The 20,511-nt window shown below is 62.6% G+C and carries 20 protein-coding genes; 7 read left to right on the forward strand and 13 right to left on the reverse strand.

All coding sequences use genetic code 11. From position 1 onward, the window contains the following. Positions 1-12: 12 nt before the first annotated feature. Positions 13-2,007 carry a hypothetical protein gene (locus RCAS_RS19230; protein ID WP_012122175.1) on the forward strand — a complete coding sequence of 665 codons (1,995 nt, stop codon included), beginning with the start codon at positions 13-15 and terminating at the stop codon, positions 2,005-2,007. Positions 2,008-2,062: 55 nt separating this feature from the next. Next, positions 2,063-2,476, forward strand: a complete 414-nt coding sequence (ruvX, locus tag RCAS_RS19235) for a Holliday junction resolvase RuvX (RefSeq protein WP_041332172.1) — start codon at positions 2,063-2,065, stop codon at positions 2,474-2,476. On the opposite strand, the gene RCAS_RS19240 is transcribed toward ruvX, so the two are convergent. Beyond that, positions 2,430-3,014: an AAA family ATPase gene (locus RCAS_RS19240; protein WP_012122177.1), complete on the reverse strand. Its 585-nt coding sequence runs from the start codon at positions 3,012-3,014 to the stop codon at positions 2,430-2,432. The genes ruvX and RCAS_RS19240 overlap by 47 nt on opposite strands. A 144-nt stretch (positions 3,015-3,158) precedes the next feature. Here RCAS_RS19240 and RCAS_RS25370 point away from each other — a divergent pair, with 144 nt between their 5' ends. Further along, complete coding sequence (locus RCAS_RS25370) at positions 3,159-3,338, forward strand: hypothetical protein (RefSeq protein WP_157042707.1); 180 nt, start codon at positions 3,159-3,161, stop codon at positions 3,336-3,338. 1,136 nt (positions 3,339-4,474) lie between these two features. Here RCAS_RS25370 and RCAS_RS19255 read toward each other — a convergent pair. The 12 genes from RCAS_RS19255 to RCAS_RS19315 all read right to left on the reverse strand — a co-directional run bounded on the left by RCAS_RS19255 (position 4,475) and on the right by RCAS_RS19315 (position 16,773). Next, positions 4,475-5,341 (reverse strand): Rossmann-like and DUF2520 domain-containing protein, encoded by an 867-nt coding sequence (locus tag RCAS_RS19255; protein WP_012122178.1) that lies wholly within the window; start codon positions 5,339-5,341, stop codon positions 4,475-4,477. Positions 5,342-7,711: 2,370 nt separating this feature from the next. Next, complete coding sequence (locus RCAS_RS19265) at positions 7,712-8,701, reverse strand: P1 family peptidase (RefSeq protein WP_012122179.1); 990 nt, start codon at positions 8,699-8,701, stop codon at positions 7,712-7,714. 2 nt (positions 8,702-8,703) lie between these two features. Continuing rightward, entirely contained in the window at positions 8,704-9,522 is an 819-nt protein-coding gene (locus tag RCAS_RS19270; protein WP_232280068.1) for a DsbA family protein, read from the reverse strand. Beyond that, entirely contained in the window at positions 9,512-10,021 is a 510-nt protein-coding gene (locus RCAS_RS19275; RefSeq protein WP_012122181.1) for a zinc ribbon domain-containing protein, read from the reverse strand. The genes RCAS_RS19270 and RCAS_RS19275 overlap by 11 nt, the downstream gene beginning before the upstream one ends. A gap of 70 nt (positions 10,022-10,091) precedes the next feature. Next, positions 10,092-10,439, reverse strand: a complete 348-nt coding sequence (locus tag RCAS_RS19280; protein ID WP_012122182.1) for a cyclic-di-AMP receptor — start codon at positions 10,437-10,439, stop codon at positions 10,092-10,094. A gap of 9 nt (positions 10,440-10,448) precedes the next feature. After that, positions 10,449-11,138, reverse strand: coding sequence for a dTMP kinase (gene tmk, locus RCAS_RS19285; RefSeq protein WP_012122183.1), 690 nt, complete (start codon positions 11,136-11,138; stop codon positions 10,449-10,451). A gap of 26 nt (positions 11,139-11,164) precedes the next feature. After that, a complete protein-coding gene (locus RCAS_RS19290) occupies positions 11,165-12,781 on the reverse strand; it encodes a R3H domain-containing nucleic acid-binding protein (RefSeq protein WP_012122184.1) in 1,617 nt (538 codons plus the stop codon). Then, on the reverse strand, positions 12,702-13,772 hold the full coding sequence (locus RCAS_RS19295; protein WP_012122185.1) for a hypothetical protein: 1,071 nt from the start codon (positions 13,770-13,772) through the stop codon (positions 12,702-12,704). The genes RCAS_RS19290 and RCAS_RS19295 overlap by 80 nt, the downstream gene beginning before the upstream one ends. 27 nt (positions 13,773-13,799) lie before the next feature. Then, the gene (gene pdxT, locus RCAS_RS19300; RefSeq protein ID WP_012122186.1) at positions 13,800-14,369 is read right to left on the reverse strand and encodes a pyridoxal 5'-phosphate synthase glutaminase subunit PdxT; all 570 of its coding nucleotides are present in this window, start codon (positions 14,367-14,369) and stop codon (positions 13,800-13,802) included. A gap of 49 nt (positions 14,370-14,418) precedes the next feature. Next, the gene (gene pdxS / locus RCAS_RS19305) at positions 14,419-15,300 is read right to left on the reverse strand and encodes a pyridoxal 5'-phosphate synthase lyase subunit PdxS (protein WP_012122187.1); all 882 of its coding nucleotides are present in this window, start codon (positions 15,298-15,300) and stop codon (positions 14,419-14,421) included. 185 nt (positions 15,301-15,485) lie between these two features. Further along, positions 15,486-16,091, reverse strand: coding sequence for a superoxide dismutase (locus RCAS_RS19310; protein ID WP_012122188.1), 606 nt, complete (start codon positions 16,089-16,091; stop codon positions 15,486-15,488). A gap of 43 nt (positions 16,092-16,134) precedes the next feature. Further along, positions 16,135-16,773: a helix-turn-helix transcriptional regulator gene (locus tag RCAS_RS19315; RefSeq protein WP_012122189.1), complete on the reverse strand. Its 639-nt coding sequence runs from the start codon at positions 16,771-16,773 to the stop codon at positions 16,135-16,137. A gap of 156 nt (positions 16,774-16,929) precedes the next feature. On the opposite strand from RCAS_RS19315, the gene RCAS_RS19320 reads away from it, so the two are divergent. From RCAS_RS19320 to RCAS_RS19335, 4 genes are read left to right on the forward strand one after another with little or no spacing between them, the layout of a single operon-like run. Next, a complete protein-coding gene (locus RCAS_RS19320) occupies positions 16,930-17,706 on the forward strand; it encodes an SDR family NAD(P)-dependent oxidoreductase (protein WP_012122190.1) in 777 nt (258 codons plus the stop codon). Positions 17,707-17,718: 12 nt separating this feature from the next. Further along, entirely contained in the window at positions 17,719-18,882 is a 1,164-nt protein-coding gene (locus RCAS_RS19325; protein ID WP_012122191.1) for a pyridoxal phosphate-dependent aminotransferase, read from the forward strand. 22 nt (positions 18,883-18,904) lie between these two features. Then, a complete protein-coding gene (locus RCAS_RS19330) occupies positions 18,905-19,255 on the forward strand; it encodes a hypothetical protein (RefSeq protein WP_012122192.1) in 351 nt (116 codons plus the stop codon). An 11-nt stretch (positions 19,256-19,266) separates the two neighbouring features. Next, entirely contained in the window at positions 19,267-19,950 is a 684-nt protein-coding gene (locus RCAS_RS19335) for a glycosyltransferase family 2 protein (protein WP_012122193.1), read from the forward strand. Positions 19,951-20,511 lie beyond the last annotated feature (561 nt).

Genomic DNA, 20,511 nt, shown 5'->3' on the forward strand with positions numbered 1-20,511 from the left:
GGGAGATCCAGCATGTCGGACGACACATCACCACATCCATCGAAATTGCAACCGACAGGGATCACGGCGGTGCTCAGCGCTATTCTGGCATCCAATCCGGCTTCTGCGGTTGTGCCGGTTGTTCCTGCCGATACGCTCGATGGTATTGTCGAACGGGTGCGCGCTGCACGCGCCGGCAATGTGCAGTTGCTGGTGCCGGAAGGGATTCCCGCGCTCCGGGGACGGCGAAGTTTTACGGCGCTGCGGTTGATTTTGCAGCGCGACGGTATCAGTATCACGGTCATCAGTCCCGACGCGGATGTGCTCGAAGCGGCGCGCGCCAGCGGTCTGGAGACGATGGAAGTGGGCGCTCCATCACCGCCGCGCCCGGTTGCCACAACACGCGCCGCGCCGCCCCCCGCTCGTCCGGTGATCGATGAACGCGACGCTGAGTTTCTGCGCGTGTTGAATCAGGTTCCATCACAGGATCAGTATGCTGAATTGTCGAAGGCGGATGCGGACTTTGCGGCATCGCTCGACGATCTCGCCGAGGCGGTTGCGACGGTTTCACCCGCTGCGGCGGAAAAGACGACGCCCCTGCCAGGCGCTGCCGCTTCTCAGCGGGTCAACGCCGCCGACATCCGCCTCAGCCCGGAAGAAGAACGTCGCGCCGCCGTCCACGAAACGGGACGCCGCAGTGAAGCGACGCCACGGCGCACTGCCATGCCACGCCGCGCCGCCGCGCGCACCGCGCAACGTCCGGCAACTCCGGCGCGCACCGGCGACCGCACTATGATTATTGGCGTCGCTGTGGCCGTCCTGATGGTCGCCCTGCTGATTGCGTTCGGCTGGTACCAGGCGAATCGGGTGTCAATTCGTGTCGGACCGCCGGTGATGCAGAGTCGCAGTCAGCCCTTCCGCGATGAGATTATTCCAATTACAACTGCCGATCCCGGCGCCAATCCATCGTCGATCCAGGCGGCAGTCGTGCGGGCGGACGCCACCTTCACGGTGCAAGGACAGGTGACCGGCGAAACGCTGGCGCCTGTCGGTCGCGCAACGGGTCAGGTGCGTATCGTTAACGTGATTGAACAGCCCTTTCCGATTCCCGAAGGCGCAGAACTGCTCGGACTGAACCCGAATGGCGCCGAGGTGCGCTTTGCTATCGAAGGACCGGTCACCGTGCCTCCGGCTGTCACCACGGTGAGCGATCGTGGTCGCAGCACAACATTTGGTGAGGTCGTCGTTAATGTTGTTGCGCGCTCTCCCGGCAGCGCATCGAATGTTGGGGCGAATGCGCTGACCCAACTGCTCATTCCTGGCACGCAGCCAATCATCAGTGATCGCGGCAATCTCCTCATTCGCCACGATGCGATTGGCGGCGGCGGTGAAGAGATGCAGCGGATCGTCACCGAAGCCGAAGTGCAACGGGTGCTTGGCGAGGCGCTGACCGGTCTGTACAATACCGGAATGCAGCAACTTGCCCGTCAGATCGACCAGAATGTGCTGGCAATCGACCCGACGACGATCTTCCCCAGTTCCATCGATCTGGCGCAACCGGAAGCGTATGATCCGCCGCTCATCGAACCACCCATCGGTCAACCGGTGGACCCTGCCAATCCGGTCTTTCGCCTGACGGTGAGCACTCGCTTCAGCGCGCTGGCAACCCCCCGCGAACGTCTGGTGAGCCGGCAACTCGAACTGGTCGTGCCACAGCATTTCTTGCAACGCACTGCGCTCTGCAACCCCAATGAGCGTGTCGGGTTCGATGTCGCCGGATGGCGCTGGGATGGCTCGAAACTGACGATCAACGGCGCAGTGACATGCACTGAGTATGGGGTCATCACGACGGATACGCTCGATCAGATCAGGCGAGCGCTGGTTGGCGCTTCACGCAGCGATGCGGAAACCATCCTCCAGCAGTTTGCGCAACAGGGGTTGATCAGCGATTATAGCCTCCCTGCGGTCCAGACGCTGCCAGGGTTCGATTTCCTGATCGATGTGCGTCCCACCAGCACGACATCGTAAGCGCTGGTCCCGGAAAAGGAGCACATTCGTGAAAATCGACGAACCTGGACGGGTTATGGCGCTTGATGTGGGTGAGCAGCGCATCGGCGTGGCATTGAGCGACCCGACTCGCACCCTGGCGACGCCCCTGACCACTATTCGCGCCAAACCGCGCGCCACGGCGCTGAAGCGTATTGCGTCCCTCATTCGCGAACACGACGTCGCTGCTCTGGTTGTCGGGTTACCGCTGACGATGAGTGGCGATGTCGGACCACAGGCGGCGCTCGTGCAGCAATTCGTCGAAGAACTGCGCCGGGCGATCGCAATCCCGCTCACTTTTGTCGATGAACGGTTGACGACCGTTGCAGCCGAGCGGATGATGATCGACTTAAAACTCAAACCCGAACAGCGCAAGGCGCGCATCGATGAGGTGGCAGCGTCGATCATTTTACAGGATTTTCTCGACGCACACCGGCAGGCATCGGGGTAGCGCCGACCGTTTCGATCCACGCCAGAATGGTATGGAGCACCTCTTCGAGTGGCGCAAAGGTATCGACGACCAGATGCGGCTCGTGAATGGCATAGTTTGAGACGTCAGCCCGTCGGCGCAGGTGTTCTTGCAGATGCTCCCATGTAGTCACATGGTGCGACGGCAGGCGCAACGCGGCGCGTTGTTCGATCCGGCGTCGCCATTCCTCTTCCGATGAACAGACGCATTCGATCACGAGCAGCCGCGCGCCCGTATCGTGGGCGACGACGCAAGCGGTGGTGTATCCGCCAACTTCACTCAGCGGGCTGTCGCAGATGACGCTCAGGTTCTGGAGTAACTGCCGACGCGCGACGTTGAACATCGCAATGTACGCCAGCCCGCCTGCATCCGCCACATGACCGTCCAGTACATCTTTGATGTCATCCTTATCGATCAGAGGAATGCCAAGACGACGGCTGAGACCGCGCGCAACCGCACTTTTGCCAGCGCCGGGATGACCTTTCATGGCAATAAGCAATGGACGATTAACTGCCGCCATGGACGTTCATCGGACCAAGAACTGGAGAACTGAGAACCGGGACGGGGGCTAAGTGCAATGTCTTCCAGATAACTCACACAAAGACACAAAGGCGCAAAGACTTAACGCTCAGGCTCAGTTGATGATGGCTCCTCTTTAAGGATTTTGAAGTATCAATCACACGAGTTACGCGATGGCGCGTTTTCTGGCTTCGCCAGAGCCTGCGGCAGCGTGGCGCTCCTGATCAAAATGGTGCGGCGCGGCGGCTTCGCCGCACCGTACACAAAAGAAGACAAGTACCGCCCTGCCGAAGGCAAAAAGAGCCGTCCTGCGGCTCGTCCGTGAGGTGACCGCGCAACTCCTGTCAATAAAGAGCACACACCTGCAACTTTCAGCCTTTCCACCTTTCACCTGCTCACACCTCGCGCCTCACCACAAACGCGAGATACATCTCGCGCTACGCCTCGCGCCTCACCACAAACGCGAGATACATCTCGCGCTACGCCTCGCGCCTCACCACAAACGCGAGATACATCTCGCGCTACGCCTCGCGCCTCACCACAAACGCGAGATACATCTCGCGCTACGCCTCGCGCCTCACCCCTCGCGCCTCGCGCCTCACCCCTCGCGCCTCGCGCCTCACCCCTCGCGCCTCGCGCCTCACCCCTCGCGCCTCGCGCCTCACCACAAATGCGAGATAAATCTCGCGCTACGCCTCGCGCCTCACCCCTCGCGCCTCACCACAAACGCGAGATACATCTCGCGCTACGCCTCGCGCCTCACCCCTCGCGCCTCACCACAAACGCGAGATACATCTCGCGCTACGCCTCGCGCCTCACCCCTCGCGCCTCGCGCCTCACCACAAACGCGAGATAAATCTCGCGCTACGCCTCGCGCCTCACCACAAACGCGAGATAAATCTCGCGCGACGCCGCGCGCCTCACTACAAACGCGAGATAAATCTCGCGCGACGCCGCGCGCCTCACCCCTCGCGCCTCGCGCCTCACCACAAACGCGAGATAAATCTCGCGCGACGCCGCGCGCCTCACCCCTCGCGCCTCGCGCCTCACCACAAATGCGAGATAAATCTCGCGCGACGCCTCGCGCCTCACCCCTCGCGCGCTCACCCCTCGCGCCTCACCACAAACGCGAGATACATCTCGCGCGACGCCTCGCGCCTCACCCCTCGCGCCTCGCGCCTCACCCCTCGCGCCTCGCGCCTCACCACAAATGCGAGATAAATCTCGCGCGACGCCGCGCGCCTCACCCCTCGCGCCTCGCGCCTCACCACAAACGCGAGATAAATCTCGCGCGACGCCGCGCGCCTCACCCCTCGCGCCTCGCGCCTCACCACAAATGCGAGATAAATCTCGCGCGACGCCTCGCGCCTCACCCCTCGCGCGCTCACCCCTCGCGCCTCACCACAAACGCGAGATACATCTCGCGCGACGCCTCGCGCCTCACCCCTCGCGCCTCACCCCTCAACAATCATTGAGCAACGCTGTCAGCGCCTGCTTGCGATGTTCAGGAATGGCGCGCGCCAGGGACAGCGCCACCCGCCCCAACTCGCGATAGATCGGCAGCAACTGCGGCATCTGCGCTTCGAGTGCGGCAATGTGCCGCGCAACCGTGGCATCATCGCCGCGTGCAATCGGTCCGGTCAGCGCCTCAGATGGCGTCGCGCGCTCCAGACTTTCGACGGCGCCGCGCAGCAATGGCAACAGGGCGCGCGCCTGCACCTCATCGGGTACGCCAGCGTTTTCGAGCAGGCGCATGCCACAGGCGTACAAAGCGACCGTATAGTTGGAAACCATTACGGCGGCAGTGTGGTACAGAGCGCGGCAACGACTATCGAGATCGAAAGGGATAGCGCCGATTGCATGCGCCATCTCGCGTAGCACGACAGCAAGCGATGGATCGGCGTCAACCGCCACGTATGCTCCCTGTAACCGCGCCGCTGTCGTCGGACCGGCAAGGGTCTGCAAGGGATGAAAGCAACCGGTCAACGCACCGACTCCGGCAGCGTCCGCCAGCGCTTCGCGCCCCAGGGCGCCGCTGCAATGCACCACATACTGCCCGACGCGCCATCCCCGCGCCTCAGCAATCGTGCGACACACCGGAGCGATAGCGGCATCGGGAGTTGTCAGAAACACCAGGCTGGCTGCGCGCGCGACCTCGACCGGCGCATCAACGGCTATTGCGCCGATCTGTTGCGCCAGAGCGCGCGCGCTTTCCGACGCCTGACTGGAAAGCGCCACTACACGATACCCGGCGTCAGCGAACGCGGCCGCCAGCGCCCCTCCCGCACGCCCAGCGCCAATAATGCCAATGGTGATGGCGTTGTGCATTCTTTTTGAGAACTGAGAACTGAGAACTGAGAACCCAGAACCCAGAACCGAGAACCCAGAACCGAGAACCCAGAACTGATACTAAATTGCGGTCAGTCAGACAAAATGTTCGAGGGTTCGGTTCGCAAGGCGCACCGGTCAACGCGCCCCGGCAGGCGTGTCGTGGACCGCAGTTGGCATGAGCACCCACGTCCGCCCGGCGGCTGAAACCGCAGACTACGGCTGCAAAGCCCGCCTGCGCAGGCTTCCTGGAGTTAGGAGTTAGGAGTCAGGAGTCAGGGACAAGACGCCTGCCCATTGCCCACTGCCCACCTTCAACTCTTTCGCTCCTCGCGCCTCACCCCTCTCACCTCGCGCCTCGCGCCTCACCCCTCGCGCCTCACCCCTCACGCCTCACCCCTCGCGCCTCACCCCTCGCGCCTCGCCTCGCGCCTCGCCCCTCGCGCCTCGCCCCTCGCGCCTCTCGCCTCGCCACAAACGCGAGATAAATCTCGCGCTACGCCATTGCCGGGCCCTTCGCCTCTCTCGCCTCGCGCCCCGCCCCGCGCGCCTCGCGCCTCACGCCTCTCGCCTCGTCCCTCGCGCCTCGCGCTCCGCCCCTCTCGCCTCGTCCCTCGCGCCTCGTCCCTCTCACCTCTCACCTCACCACAAACGCGAGATAAATCTCGCGCTACGCCATTGCCGGGCCCTTCGCCCCGCGCGCCTCGTCCCTCTCACCTCACCACAAACGCGAGATAAATCTCGCGCTACGCCTTTGCCGGGCCCTTCGCCTCTCTCGCCTCACGCCCCTCGCCTCTCGCCTCGCGCCTCGCGCCTCTCATACCAATGACCGGTGACCATCCGGCATAGTCACCCCGCGCAGCGCAAGGGGGCGTGCGCGACCCGCTGAGATTCCTCGCTGCGCTCGGAATGACAAGTCGCTGCGCTCGGAATGACAAGTCGCTGCGCTCGGAATGACACGCATACAGCATCGTCAAGCGTCATTGGTATCACCCCTCGCCTCGCCCCTGCGCCGCTCGCCTCACGCCCCTCGCCTCACGCCTCGCGCATCGCCACAAATGCGAGATAAATCTCGCGCGACGCCTTTGCCGGGCCCTTCGCCTCTCTCGCCTCACGCCCCTCGCCTCTCGCCTCGCGCCTCTCATACCAATGACCGGTGACCATCCGGCATGGTCACCTCGAGCAGCGCGAGGGGTCTGGCGCGACCCGCTGAGATTCCTCGCTGCGCTCGGAATGACCCGTCGCTGCGCTCGGAATGACAAGTCGCTGCGCTCGGAATGACCCGTCGCTGCGCTCGGAATGACACGCATACGGCATCTTCAAGCGTCATTGGTATCACCCCTCGCCTCGCCCCTGCGCCGCTCGCCTCACGCCCCTCGCCTCGCGCCGCTCGCCTCGCCACAAATGCGAGATAAATCTCGCGCTACGCCTTTGCCAGGCCCTTCGCCCCGCGCGCCTCGTCCCTCTCACCTCACCACAAACGCGAGATAAATCTCGCGCGACGCCTTTGCCGGGCCCTTCGCCTCTCTCGCCTCGCGCCTCGCCCCGCGCGCCTCGCCCCGCGCGCCTCGCCCCTCTCATACCAATGACCTGTGACCATCCGGCATGGTCACCTCGAGCAGCGCGAGGGGTCTGGCGCGACCCGCTGAGATTCCTCGCTGCGCTCGGAATGACAAGTCGCTGCGCTCGGAATGACCCGTCGCTGCGCTCGGAATGACAAGTCGCTGCGCTCGGAATGACAAGTCGCTGCGCTCGGAATGACCCGTCGCTGCGCTCGGAATGACAAGTCGCTGCGCTCGGAATGACACGCATACGGCATCTTCAAGCGTCATTGGTATCACCCCTCGCCTCGCCCCTGCGCCGCTCGCCTCACGCCCCTCGCCTCGCGCCGCTCGCCTCGCCACAAATGCGAGATAAATCTCGCGCTACGCCTTTGCCAGGCCCTTCGCCCCGCGCGCCTCGTCCCTCTCGCCTCACCACAAACGCGAGATAAATCTCGCGCTACGCCATTGCCGGGCCCTTCGCCTCTCTCGCCTCGCGCCCCGCCCCGCGCGCCTCGCGCCTCACGCCTCTCGCCTCGTCCCTCTCGCCTCTCGCTCCGCCCCTCGCGCCTCGCGCCTCGCGCCTCGTCCCTCTCACCTCGCGCCTCACCACAAACGCGAGATAAATCTCGCGCGACGCCATTGCCGGGCCTCGCGCCTCGCGCCTCACCACAAACGCGAGATAAATCTCGCGCGACGCCATTGCCGGGCCCCCTCGCCTCTCGCGCCTCGCGCCTCACCCCGCGCGCCTTGTCCCTCTCGCCTCGCGCCTCACCACAAATGCGAGATAAATCTCGCGCTACGCCCCGCGCGCCTCGTCCCGCGCGCCTCACCCCTCTCGCCTCTCGCCTCCCGCGTCTCGCCTCATCCCAGGCACACCGCCGAGCGACCACGCCTGCGTCACACTGCGTTCAATGGCGCGCGCCAGAACCTCGGCAGCGATGGCGCCAAGCGGCAACACCCCCGGTGACGCGCGCCTCCCGGTAGCGAGCACAAAGACGGTATCGCCATCGAACGGCGTATGCACCGGGCGAATTGTTCGCGCCAGCGCATCCTGCGCCATCTGCGCCACCTTCGTCGCTTCCGCTTTCGTCAGACGCGCATCGGTCGCAATCACCGCCAGGGTGGTATTCTGCCCTTCCGATGCCGCCGACCACAGCAACGCCGGACCTGCGCCACGTAGCAGCGCCATTGCATCGACGAACGAACCATCGTCAGCGCGCGCCCCCGCCAGCAGACGACCACTCCGCTCATCGTACACATCGCCAAACGCATTGCAAACCGCCAGCGCACCCACGACCACGCCATCCACCAGGCGTTCGCTCCACGTACCGACGCCGGATTTCATCGCGTACTGCATGCCACGAATTTTCCCTACCGTCGCGCCAATGCCTGCGCCGACACATCCCTCGCTCACCGACGCGCCGGCAGCGCTACACGCCGCATACCCCATCGCAGCATCGGGGAAACGATCTGCGTCGCCAATCGCAAGATCGAAGATCACGGCAGCCGGCACGATTGGCACCGGACGAACCCCGGTCGGGAAACCAATTCCCTGTTCAGAGAGCCACTGCACCACACCGGTGGCTGCCGCCAGACCGAAGGCGCTCCCGCCACACAGTGCCACGGCATGCACCATATCGACGGTTGCAACCGGCGCGAGCAGATCGGTCTCGCGCGTCCCTGGAGCGCCGCCACGAACATCCACTGCACCGACCGCCCCTTCGGGCGCGAGCACAACTGTACACCCGGTCAACGCTGCACCGTCCTGTGCGTGCCCCACCAGAACACCCGAAACATCGGTTATCGAAGGACTCATGGCTATTGACTGTTGAGAATAGTCTCAAACATCCGTTCCCAAACCTCGAAGGGCTGCGCACCCACCAGCAATTGCCCATTAATGAGGAATGACGGCGTACTGCGAACGCCTGCCCGCTGCGCTGCCTGAATATCCTCCTGGATGCGCGGTCCGTGACGATTGCTCTCGACACACTGTTGCACCTGAGCAGTATCGAGATTCAACTCATCGGCATACTTCAGGAACGTGCGAAAATCGCCAGCATCGCCCGATGCCCATTCCCGTTGCTCCATGCCCGCAAAAATCCGATTATGCATCTCCCAGAACGCGCCCTGATCACCGGCGCAGTTAGCGACGTGCGCCGCAAGCAGCGCTCCCGGATGGATGCTCATGAGCGGGAAATCGCGATAGACGAAGCGCACCTTGCCCGTACTGACATATCGCTCCTCGATGAGCGGTCGGACCTCGCGCGAGAACGAGGCGCAGAAGGGGCATTGAAAATCACTGAACTCCACTACGACAATTGGCGCGTCTGGATCGCCCATTGTGCGCGGATCACCATCAAAGGACGGAGCACGCTCAGGAACATCGGTTGGCGCCGGAACCGGCGTCACACCAGATGGACGAGGTCGCTCGCTATCGGTCGGACGCACGACAACAGTCTGGCGTGTTGCGGTAGGCAGCGCCACAACCGCCTGGCGAGTTACAGAAGGAGGATCGATTGCCTGCGGCGCTTCGGGACCACACGCAACCAGCAGCGCCAGCGCAATCAGCAACAGTGCGGCATACAGCGCGCCTGTACGCAGGCGACGATGATCGTCTGGCAGCATATTATCGTTCATACAGTTGCGCATGCTCGGTTTCGACACGCTGGCGATAACTGGGGCGTTGCAACACACCCGTGCCATCATCGCCACAATAGGGACAGATGCTCCAGGCAAGGTCGATGACGCGACCACACGAGCCGCAACGGCGACGCAGCGCCGTCTGGCAATGGGGGCAGAGAATAAAATCCGGTTCGACAGGTCGCTGGCATGTCGGGCAGACGTGGGGGTCTTCGAGATTGCGGCGCAGATACTCTTCTTCGAGCATCCGTTCATATTTTTGTGTCAGCGTCTGGCGTGGGCGCAAGATCAAGTGCAGTAAGACGCCACCAAACGGCAGCACCAGAGCCAGCGTCACCGCCAGCACCTGCACCGCCACATCCTCGCTTCGGCTATGAATATCGCGGTACGTCCACAACACCGATGCTGCCCAGAGCAGGATCAGGTACGCCAGCAATATCCACGCCAGCACCGACACGAGCGGCGCAACATTGGCAATAATTCCACGAATATCCAATACCCTTGCTCCTCACATTCTCAGAGAGGGAAAATTCATCGCGTCGCTCACCCTGACGCCTGACATCCATTCAGCGAGGCTCTGATGGCGTCAGGCGACGCACGTCAGCAGCGCGCAAGACAAAAACGGTCGCGCCACCAACCTGCACCTCCACCGGCGTTGGCGGATAGAACTCGCCCGACTCCGCAACCGGCGGCAACGGCGACACATACCGCGTCCGCGTATAACAGTGTTCACGCACAATCTTCAGAATCGGGTCCACCTGATAATCCTCGGCAGCAATCAGGAGAGTCACATTCCCTTCGCGCAGAAATCCGCCCTCGCTGCTGATGCGAGTCACCCGATGGCCGGCCGCCGTCAGCGCCTCGATCAGGTCCCCGGCATCCTGCCGTTGCACAACGGCGATGATCAGTTTCATACGACACCCTCAAGAGTACGGCACGGCTTCCAACTGCGGAATCGACGCCAGATACGGCTCGACAATCGCCGCGATCTGCTCTGCCAGCGCCTCGATCGACTGCCGTGCATCAAGCACCCGCCAGCGCTCAGGGTCCTGGGCAATCAACGCGCGGTACCCCGCTTCCACCCGTTGATGATACTCCAGTTCTCGCGCATCAAGGCGGTTCCATTCCTGATCGACGCCGCGCTGACCCATCAGACGCGCGCCGGGATGCTTCCGGCGTTTTCGTTCCAGTCCGTCTTCGGCGCTGATGTCGAGATAAAACGTAATATCAGGGCGCAGGCCACCCGTCGCCGCCGCAGTAATCGTGCGCAACTCCGCCAGATCGCGCCCCAGCCCATACCCCTGGTAGGCATAGGTCGAATCGGCATACCGGTCGCACAGCACAATGCCGCCCTGTTCCAGGTACGGACGAATGACCTCGCTGACGAGTTGCGCCCGCGCTGCCGAAAAGAGCAATGTTTCGGTCGTTGGCGCCATCTCGGTATGCTGGAGGTCCAGAACGATCCGGCGGATCAGGTCACCGATCCGCGTCCCCCCCGGCTCTCGCGTCAGAATGACCGGATAGCGACGCGCGTACAACGATTCATAGAGCAACCGCGCCTGCGTGCTTTTGCCGCTCCCTTCAGGACCCTCAAATGTAACGAAGAGGCTCATCGATCATCGCCGATCATGGTGCAGCCCTAACGAAAGATTTTCACCCGACGATTCGGCTCGCGCCCGCGACTTTCCGACTGGAGATTGTACCGTTCCGCCATCTGATGCTGCAAACGGCGAACGTAGCTGCTCTGCGGCTGTAATTCGACCGACGAACGCTCACCGTTCAGCACCTGCGTAATCGCAGTTTCAACCTCCAGCAAGGCTTCCGTCATCGCCTCATCGTCGTCGCGCTCAGCAGAGCGTTGGGCGCCATTGTCGTTCAGACTGATATTGAACACATCAGCCAGTTGACGCTCCATCTGCGCCAGGGTATTGTTGCGCAACACATAAACCGGCACACCGCGCTCTTCCGCCTGACGCACGCGCTGCGCCCCCTGGCGATAGTAATTTTTCAACGTCATAACCATCGTCGCTTCGCCCATATCGCGCACAATCGTCGCCGGCACATGCAGTGTGGCAATCGCCCGCTCCAGGCGATCGCGACTGACGCCAAACGGATAGATGCGCTGCGGCGCCATGCCAGCCTGCGTCGGTGCGAGCATCGCCGACGAGCGCGCGCCCCGCTCCCCGCGCTCACGCCCGCCGCCACGCCGCATGCCCGGCATCGTCTGAATATGCTGCTCGACGGCGGAGACCGAAACGACCTCAATCTGACCATCGGCAGCGCGGCGGCGCACCTCGGCGCGCGGCGACTCGGCGCGCAAGAGGTTATCGACGGCGCTTGCAACATCGGGATAGACCGTCACCTGATCCCAATTCTGAATTTCGACCAGGATATCGAACGTTGGCGGCGCCTTGCGTTCGAGCACCGTCTTCTGCGTCCCGCGACGGCGCGCCTCCTCATCGCCAAGCGTCACTGCCTGAATACCGCCGATCAGGTCCGAAAGGGTTGGGTTCGACAGCAGGTTTTCGAGCGTCTGACCATGCGCCGTGCCGATCAACTGCACGCCACGTTCCGCAATGGTACGCGCTGCCAACGCCTCGAGTTCTGTGCCGATTTCATCGATGACGATCACTTCCGGCATATGATTTTCGACCGCCTCGATCATCACCGCATGCTGTTCCGACGGGCGCGGCACCTGCATACGACGCGCCCGACCGATGCCGGGATGCGGAATATCACCATCGCCCGCAATCTCATTCGACGTATCGACAATCACCACGCGCTTGCGCAGCTCTTCTGCCAGCACCCGCGCCGTTTCACGCAGCATGGTAGTTTTGCCGACGCCCGGACGACCCAGAAGGAGCACGCTCTTCCCAGACTCGATCAGATCGCGCAGAATGGTAATTGTGCCAAAGACCGCACGCCCCACGCGGCATGTCAACCCGATCACGCGCCCCGTGCGATTGCGAATTGCCGAAATGCGGTGCAGTGTGCGCGGAATCCCGGCGCGGTTGTCCTCACCGAAGGCGCCGATGCGGGCAATCACGTAGTCGATATCTTCCTGGGTCACTTCGTGGTTGCTCAGAAAACGTTCGTGGTTGCGGTAGCGCGCTTCCGGAAGGCGCCCAAGATCCATAATCACTTCCAGCAGGTCCTCCTGATCGTCGGGACCCGCCTCAATTGCCTGACGGATAGGCGGCGGAAGCGTCTCGAGAAGCAATTCGATATTGCTGGTAATATCCCGTTGTATTGCCATAGAGTCGTCCATCCTCACATCGAGAGGAAATGGTTGGTATCGGCGGGTGAGTCTCCGGACTTTCGAGCACCGGTGCGAGGATTGATCGTCGCGCGGCGACGGTTGTGTGTTTACAGAACAGCGTCTGTTCGGCGACCGGCTGAAAACCGAGATCGCCCGCAGGAAGAAACAATTCTTGCTGATACTCGCGCAGCATCAGGTAGACCGGCAGCGCATCGTGAATCTGCGCTAATCCAAACCGCAACACATCAGTCGTCTGTTCACGCGCCTCCGGTCGGATCAGCAGCGAGAAGACATGGCCGACCGGACCAGTCGTGCGGTGCAAATATGCCGTCATCCGGTCACCGGCGCCGAGCACCCAGGCATTCCGATAGGGGCGACGCCAGGCGCGATCAAGCGGCAACATCCACGAGCGCGCATCGCGCGCCTCAACGTGTTGCACCTGCCGGGGAGTGACCGCGCCATACAGTTTATGGATCGCCCACACATCGTGGTTCGACTGCGGGCGCATCGGCGCCAGCGTCGTCCCCTGATCCCAATCGGGTCCATCGAGGCGCAGGACCGTCTGCTGCGCATAGCCGATGAATCCCAACTGGCGAAAAATCTCGCGCAATTCGTCGTGGCGGTGCGGCAGCGCCGCGTAAATCCGCTGCACCCGCGCCGTGCCAACCTCCGCACACAACGACTCGAGCAGGCGAAACCACACATCCGGATCGGTTGGATGCCCATTGCCGCCGCCATACGACGCCATCAGCGCAACATCGTGCTCAGGGCGTCCGCGCCGCCCAAGCGACTGCACCACCGCGCTCAGCGCGCCCTCGCGATACACGAACGTCGCGCAATCCTGCGCACTCCCTTCCAGCCAGCAACGCAGGGCGAACCAGAAGGGGCGGTGCGGCAACACCAACATCGCCTCATTGAACAGCGCCACCTGGCTGCGCGGTTTTCGTCTCAACGTCCAGATGTCGCTCAGCGTCACCGGTCGGATCATGGACATTCCCCAACGCCGGACAGCGCCTCACATCTCCAGAAAATAGCGGTGCATTCGTTCATCCGATGTCAATTCTGGATGAAAACAGGTCGCCAGCATATTCGCCTGGCGCGCAGCGACGACGCGCCCATCTTCGAGTCGCGCCAGCGGTGTCACATCGTCGCCCAAATCCTCGAGCACCGGTGCGCGAATGAACACCATCCGCAGCGACTCGCCGCCCAACGCTTCGACCGGCAGATCGATCTCGAAACTTTCGAGCTGACTACCAAAGGCATTGCGCCGCGCCGTCACCGCCATCAGGCGCAACGACGGCTGATCGGCGCGCCCATCAGCGATGCGCTGCGCCATCAGAATCGCGCCAGCGCACGTCCCCCAGATCGGCATCCCCTCGCGCACACGCGCGCGCAGCGGCTCGATCAACCCATACATCGCCAGCAACTTGCCGATCGTGGTGCTTTCGCCGCCGGGAATGATCAACCGCTCGACCCGGTCGAGATGTTTTGGCAACCGCACCTGGAGGGTCGGCGCGCCAATGCGCCGTAGCATCTCTTCGTGCTCGCGGAAATCCCCCTGAAGCGCCAGAATTCCTACCGTCATAGACGATTCATCTGGCAGTGGTGCAGGGGCGCTGCACCCTGCGATCCTGCTACCAGCCACGCCCCGCCATCAACTGATCGCGCGGAATCTTGCCGATCTCGATTCCCACCATCGCCTCGCCAAGCCCACGGCTGACTTCGGCGATGATCTCCGGTTCGTTATAGTGCGTCGTTGCAGCAACGATAGCGCGCGCGCGCCGCGCCGGATCGCCCGACTTGAAGATGCCCGAACCGACAAACACGCCATCCACACCCAACTGCATGAGCAACGCTGCATCGGCAGGCGTTGCGATGCCGCCAGCGGCAAAGTTCACGACCGGCAACCTCCCGCTCTCCGCCACCTGGCGCACCAATTCGTATGGCGCCTGGATGTTCTTGGCATAGGTAAAGAGTTCGTCTTCATCCATCGTTTGCAGGCGGCGAATTTCGCTATAGACCGCGCGCGCATGGCGCACCGCCTCGACGACATTTCCCGTGCCGGCTTCACCCTTGGTGCGCAACATCGCGGCGCCTTCCGCCACGCGGCGCAATCCTTCGCCCAGGTTGCGGCAGCCGCACACAAACGGGATGCGGAACTTGTGCTTGTTGATGTGATGCTCTTCGTCCGCCGGCGTCAGCACTTCACTCTCGTCGATATAGTCGATCCCCAGCGCCTCTAAAACCTGCGCCTCGACAAAGTGCCCGATGCGTGCTTTCGCCATCACCGGAATAGTGACTGCTTCTTTGATTGCCAGAATAAGCTCCGGGTCGCTCATCCGCGCCACACCGCCCTGCGCCCGAATATCGGCAGGAACCCGCTCCAGCGCCATTACCGCCACTGCGCCAGCTTCTTCGGCAATCCGCGCCTGCTCCGGCGTCACTACGTCCATGATGACGCCGCCCTTGAGCATCTGTGCCAGGCCGACCTTTGTCGTCCAGGTCGACTTATCCATGGGTCCGACTCCTTGTCCAGCGACCAACATGCATTGTCTGGTCTGTACTGCCACGATTGCAAGCGATATCACCCATTATTGTACCATAGATTATTCATCGTCGCGGACCGGAAAGGCAAGAGGTCAGGAGCGATGTCCGGCGCCCCTGACCTCCCGTTGCCGACAATCACGCGGTCACTCGACCTTTACTGCCCGAAGCGCTCCGCCACCGCATCCCAGTTGACCGTATTCCACCAGGCGTCGATGTAGTCGGGGCGGCGATTCTGGTACTTCAGATAATAGGCGTGCTCCCATACATCAACTCCCAGAATTGGCATATGCCCTTGCATGAGCGGGCTATCCTGGTTGGCGGTGCTGTAAATGTGGAGTTTGCCTTCCTTATCCTTCACCAGCCATGCCCACCCGCTGCCGAAACGTTTGACGCCCGCATCCTTAATCTTCGCCTTGAACTCGGCAAAGCTGCCGAAGGCGTCGTTGATCGCCTTTGCCAGCTCGCCGCGCGGCTCGCCGCCGCCATTGGGTCCCATGATGGTCCAGAACAGCGTATGATTGTGATGCCCGCCGCCATTGTTGATGACCGCCTGCCGAATGCTTTCGGGCACATCGTTGATGTTCATCAGAATCTCTTCAATGGTCGCATGCTGCAACGAGGAATGACCCTCGAGCGCCGCATTCAGGTTCGTCACATACGCCTGATGATGCTTGCCGTGGTGGATCTGCATGGTCATGGTGTCGATGTTCGGTTCCAGCGCAGAGAAATCATACGGCAACGGCGGAAGTGTGAAAGCCATGGGTTCTTCCTCCTTCTCAACAAACCATCCGGGTCTGAACGTTCTATGCTTCGTCTGCGATGCGGAAACGACAGCAACGACCATCGGCGGCGATGGTTTGCTGCCGCTCGACCGGCGCGCGGAGCAAATCTTCGTACAGGGCGCGTTCGTGGGTACAGGCTTGCGGGTACGAGCGTGCCACGCAATCAATCGGGCAATTGTGCTCGATCAGTTCGATCGCTCCGTCCGGCAGGCGACGCCACTCGCACATATAGCCATGCTCGTTCAGGATCGTCGCCAACTCCGCCACCCGCTCCGGCAACGACCGCCCTTCCAGGCGCGGCGAATATTCCACATACAGGCGCTTTCGCCGCGCTTCGAACAGTCGCTCGATAGCGTCTTCTCCACCTTGCGCCCGGACGAACTCCAGCGCATCGATCAGCAGATGGTCGTAGGCTTTTGGAAAGAGCGCCTCAGCCGCGTCGGTCAGCGCATACAGATGACTGGGCCGACCGATTGCGCGCCGCACGCCGCCGGTTTGCACCAGCCCGTCGCGTTCGAGCAGCGCCAGGTGCTGACGCACACCAACCGCGCCAATGCCAAGTTCCTTACTCAGTTCGGCGGCAGTCATTGGACCTTTCTGCCGCAACAGCAGCAGGATTTGCCGGCGCGTTTCACCCTGCTCGCGTTGGGGAGTCACCATTGCACGCTCCGCTGCTCCGTGTCGCTTCACCGGCAGTATAGCACCCGCTTTCCGGCTTTGTCAAGCAAACACTTTCGTAAGTTGGCGCTTGACAGTCGAACTTTCCCGGCGTAAACTCACGCCGATACGTTGCAAATACGTTTTAAGGAAGGACCCATGGAATCGCTCGCAGGTCAGGTCGTCGTCATTACCGGGGCATCAGGCGGGTTCGGCGCGTTGATCGCCCGGCGTTGCGTCGCCGCAGGAGCGCGCGTGGCGCTGGCAGCGCGCACGATGACCGCACTCGAGCGCCTGGTAGAGACGTCTGGCGGTCCCACCCGCGCCATCGCCGTCGCCACCGATGTCGCCAATCCCGATGATGTTGCGCGCCTGGCGCGCACCACGCTCGACCATTTCGGTCACGTCGATGTGCTGGTGAACAATGCGGGCTTTGGCATCTTCGACCGGCTGGCGGACGCGCGCCTGGAAGACGTTCGGGCGATGATGGAGGTGAATGTCTTCGGCGCGCTGGCGTGTACGCAGGCATTTCTACCGCACATGCTCGCCCGGCGCAGTGGTCAGATTGTGATGATGGCGTCGATGGCGGGGCTGGTGGCGGCGCCGAATATGGGGGGCTATACGGCGACCAAGCACGCGCTCGTCGGTCTCAGCCGCACCCTGATGCTCGAACTCGAAGGCACAGGCGTGCGTTGCGCCATGATCTGCCCCGGCGTCGCCGAAACCGGGTTTCAGCACCGCGCCGGCGCCGAGAAGTACCCGCGCATTGCCCGCCTCTCAACATGCACTGCCGATCAGGTCGCCGATGCGACGCTGCGCGCAATCGCGCGGCGCACGCATGGCGAAATCGTGGTGCCCTGGTATGGACGGTTGCTCGCGCTGATCAGTTATCCGCTGCCCGGCGCCACCCGCGCCGTGATGCGGCTCATTGGATAAAGGATGTGAGGTATGACCCGCCCACGCATTGCCCGGCGCATGGATCGCGTCCCGGCGTCTGGTATTCGCCGCTTTTTCGACATCGCTGCTCAGATGCCCGACGTGATTTCGCTTGGCGTCGGCGAACCCGACTTTGTCACTCCAGCGCCGATCCGCGCCGCCGGCATCCGCTCGCTCGAAGAGGGGCGCACCGGCTACACCTCCAATTCTGGGTTGCTAGAGTTGCGCACTGCGCTCTCCGATCATCTGTATGCGCGCTATGGCGTGCGCTACGATCCGGAAACCGAACTTCTCATCACGGTCGGCGTCAGCGAGGCGTTGCAGATTGCCGCTCTCGCCACGCTGAACCCCGGCGATGAGGTCATTATTCCTGAACCCTGTTTTGTCGCCTACCCGGCCGCCGTTATCTTCGCCGATGCCGAGCCGGTGTTTGTGCCAACCACAGTCGAGCATTCTTTCCAGGTCGATCCAGAGCGGATCGCCACCGCTATCACGCCCCGCACCCGCGCTCTTTTGCTGGGCTATCCCAACAATCCGACCGGCGCAGTCATGCCGCGCGAGCGCCTGACCGCCATCGCCGAACTCGCCGAACGCCACGATCTGCTGGTATTCTCCGACGAAATTTACGACCGCCTGGTCTATGGCGTGCAGCATACCTGCTTCGCGGCGCTGCCAGGCGCGCGCGAGCGCACCATCCTGCTCGGCGGCTTCTCAAAGGCGTATGCTATGACCGGCTGGCGTCTCGGCTGGATGGCGGCGCCGTCGGACATCGTCGCGGCGGTGCGCAAAGTCCACCAATATGCTATTATGTCTGCGCCGACGGTGGCGCAGTACGCCGGGATCGAGGCGCTGCGCAACGGTGAACCGTTCATTGCCGACATGGTCGCTGAGTACGACCGTCGCCGCCGGGTGATTGTTGCCGGGCTGAACGCGATTGGTCTGCCGACATTCGAACCGCAGGGGGCGTTCTACGTTTTTCCACAGGTGGCGCACCTCGGTATGAGCAGCGAGGTCTTTGCCGAACGGCTGCTGCGCGAGCAGCAGGTCGCCGTCATACCCGGCGACACGTTCGGTCCGAGCGGCGCGGGGTTTGTGCGCGCCTGCTATGCGGCATCAATGGAGAAGATCGAGGCTGCGCTCGACCGTATCGAGCATTTTGTGCGTGCATGGACGTAAATTGATCGGCGGAGGACTTGCAATGTCTGTCGAGGAGCCTTCTACCACACCAGCGGACAAGCCGCAGATCATTGTCGAAGAGCAACTGTACTGTTCGCTCACCGGTCGCCCGATCAGCCGGGACGAAGCCTATTGGGCGCCGCCGCTCGTAACCGCGCGTGAACTGGTGACGACCATTCTCTCGACTGCCATCCGCGCCCCGCATCAACTCGGCTACATTCTGTTCACGGAACAACCGAACGTTCCTTACGCCAGAGATGTGCGCGAACAACTCGCGCAACGCCGCAGCGCCGAGCAACTGAAACTGCTCATTGGCATGCTCGTCGTGCTGGGCTTGCTGCTCCTGCCGGTATTCCTGCTCGTTTTTCGCTGACGAAAGAGACCATGCTGCTCTCTGTCATTATTCCGTGCTACAACGAATCGGCGACGCTGCGCGCCATTCTGGAGAAGGTGCGCGCCGTCGATCTTGACAAGGAAATTATCGCTGTTGACGATCATTCCAGTGACGATACGTATCGCATTCTGTGCGAGGAAGCCGCGCGTGATCCGTCGATGACGGTCATTCGCCATCCGCACAATCGCGGCAAGGGCGCTGCCGTGCGCAGCGGTCTGGCGCGCGCCCGCGGCGAGATTGTCATTGTTCAGGACGCCGACCTGGAGTATGACCCGAACGACTACTACGAATTGGTGAAGCCGATTGCACAGGGGCGCGTCAATGTGGTGTTTGGCTCGCGGTTCCTGGGGCGTCATACCGGTATGTACTTCTGGAACGCCCTTGGAAACAAGGGGTTGACGTTCCTGACCAATTTTCTGTTCAACTGCTGGATTTCGGACATGGAAACCTGCTATAAAGCCATGCGCACCGAGATCATGCGCGACCTGAAACTGGAGAGCAACGACTTCCGCATTGAGCCGGAGATCACCGCCAAGGTGCTGAAGCGTGGACATCGCATTTATGAAGTTCCGGTCTCATATTTGGGGCGCACCTACGAAGAAGGTAAAAAAATGAAGCCCAGCCAGGGCTTTTATGCGATCCTTGCGCTGCTGCGCTATCGGTTGTGGGAGTGAGGCGCGAGGCGTGAGAGGCGAGAGGGTCCCGGCAATAGCGTAGCGCGAGATTTATCTCGCGTTTGTGGTGAGGTGAGAGGGACGAGGCGCGCGGGGCGAAGGGCCCGGCAATGGCGTAGCGCGAGATTTATCTCGCGTTTGTGGCGAGGCGAGGGGTGCGAGGCGAGAGGGGCCCGGCAAAGGCGTAGCGCGAGATTTATCTCGCATTTGTGGTGAGGCGCGAGGGGCGAGGCAAGCGGCAAGAGGGGCGAGGCGAGGGGTGGGGTGATACCAATGACGCTTGACGATGCCGTATGCGGGTCATTCCGAGCGCAGCGACGGGTCATTCCGAGCGCAGCGACGGGTCATTCCGAGCGCAGCGACGGGTCATTCCGAGCGCAGCGACGGGTCATTCCGAGCGCAGCGACGGGTCATTCCGAGCGCAGCGAGGAATCTCAGCGGGTCGCGCACGACCCCTCGCGCTGCACGGGGTGACCATGCCGGATGGTCACAGGTCATTGGTATGAGAGGGGCGAGGCGCGAGGCGCGAGGCGCGCGGGGCGCGAGGCGAGAGGGGCCCGG

The sequence above is a fragment of the Roseiflexus castenholzii DSM 13941 genome, assembly GCF_000017805.1.
In the GTDB taxonomy this organism is placed as follows: Bacteria; Chloroflexota; Chloroflexia; order Chloroflexales; family Roseiflexaceae; genus Roseiflexus; species Roseiflexus castenholzii.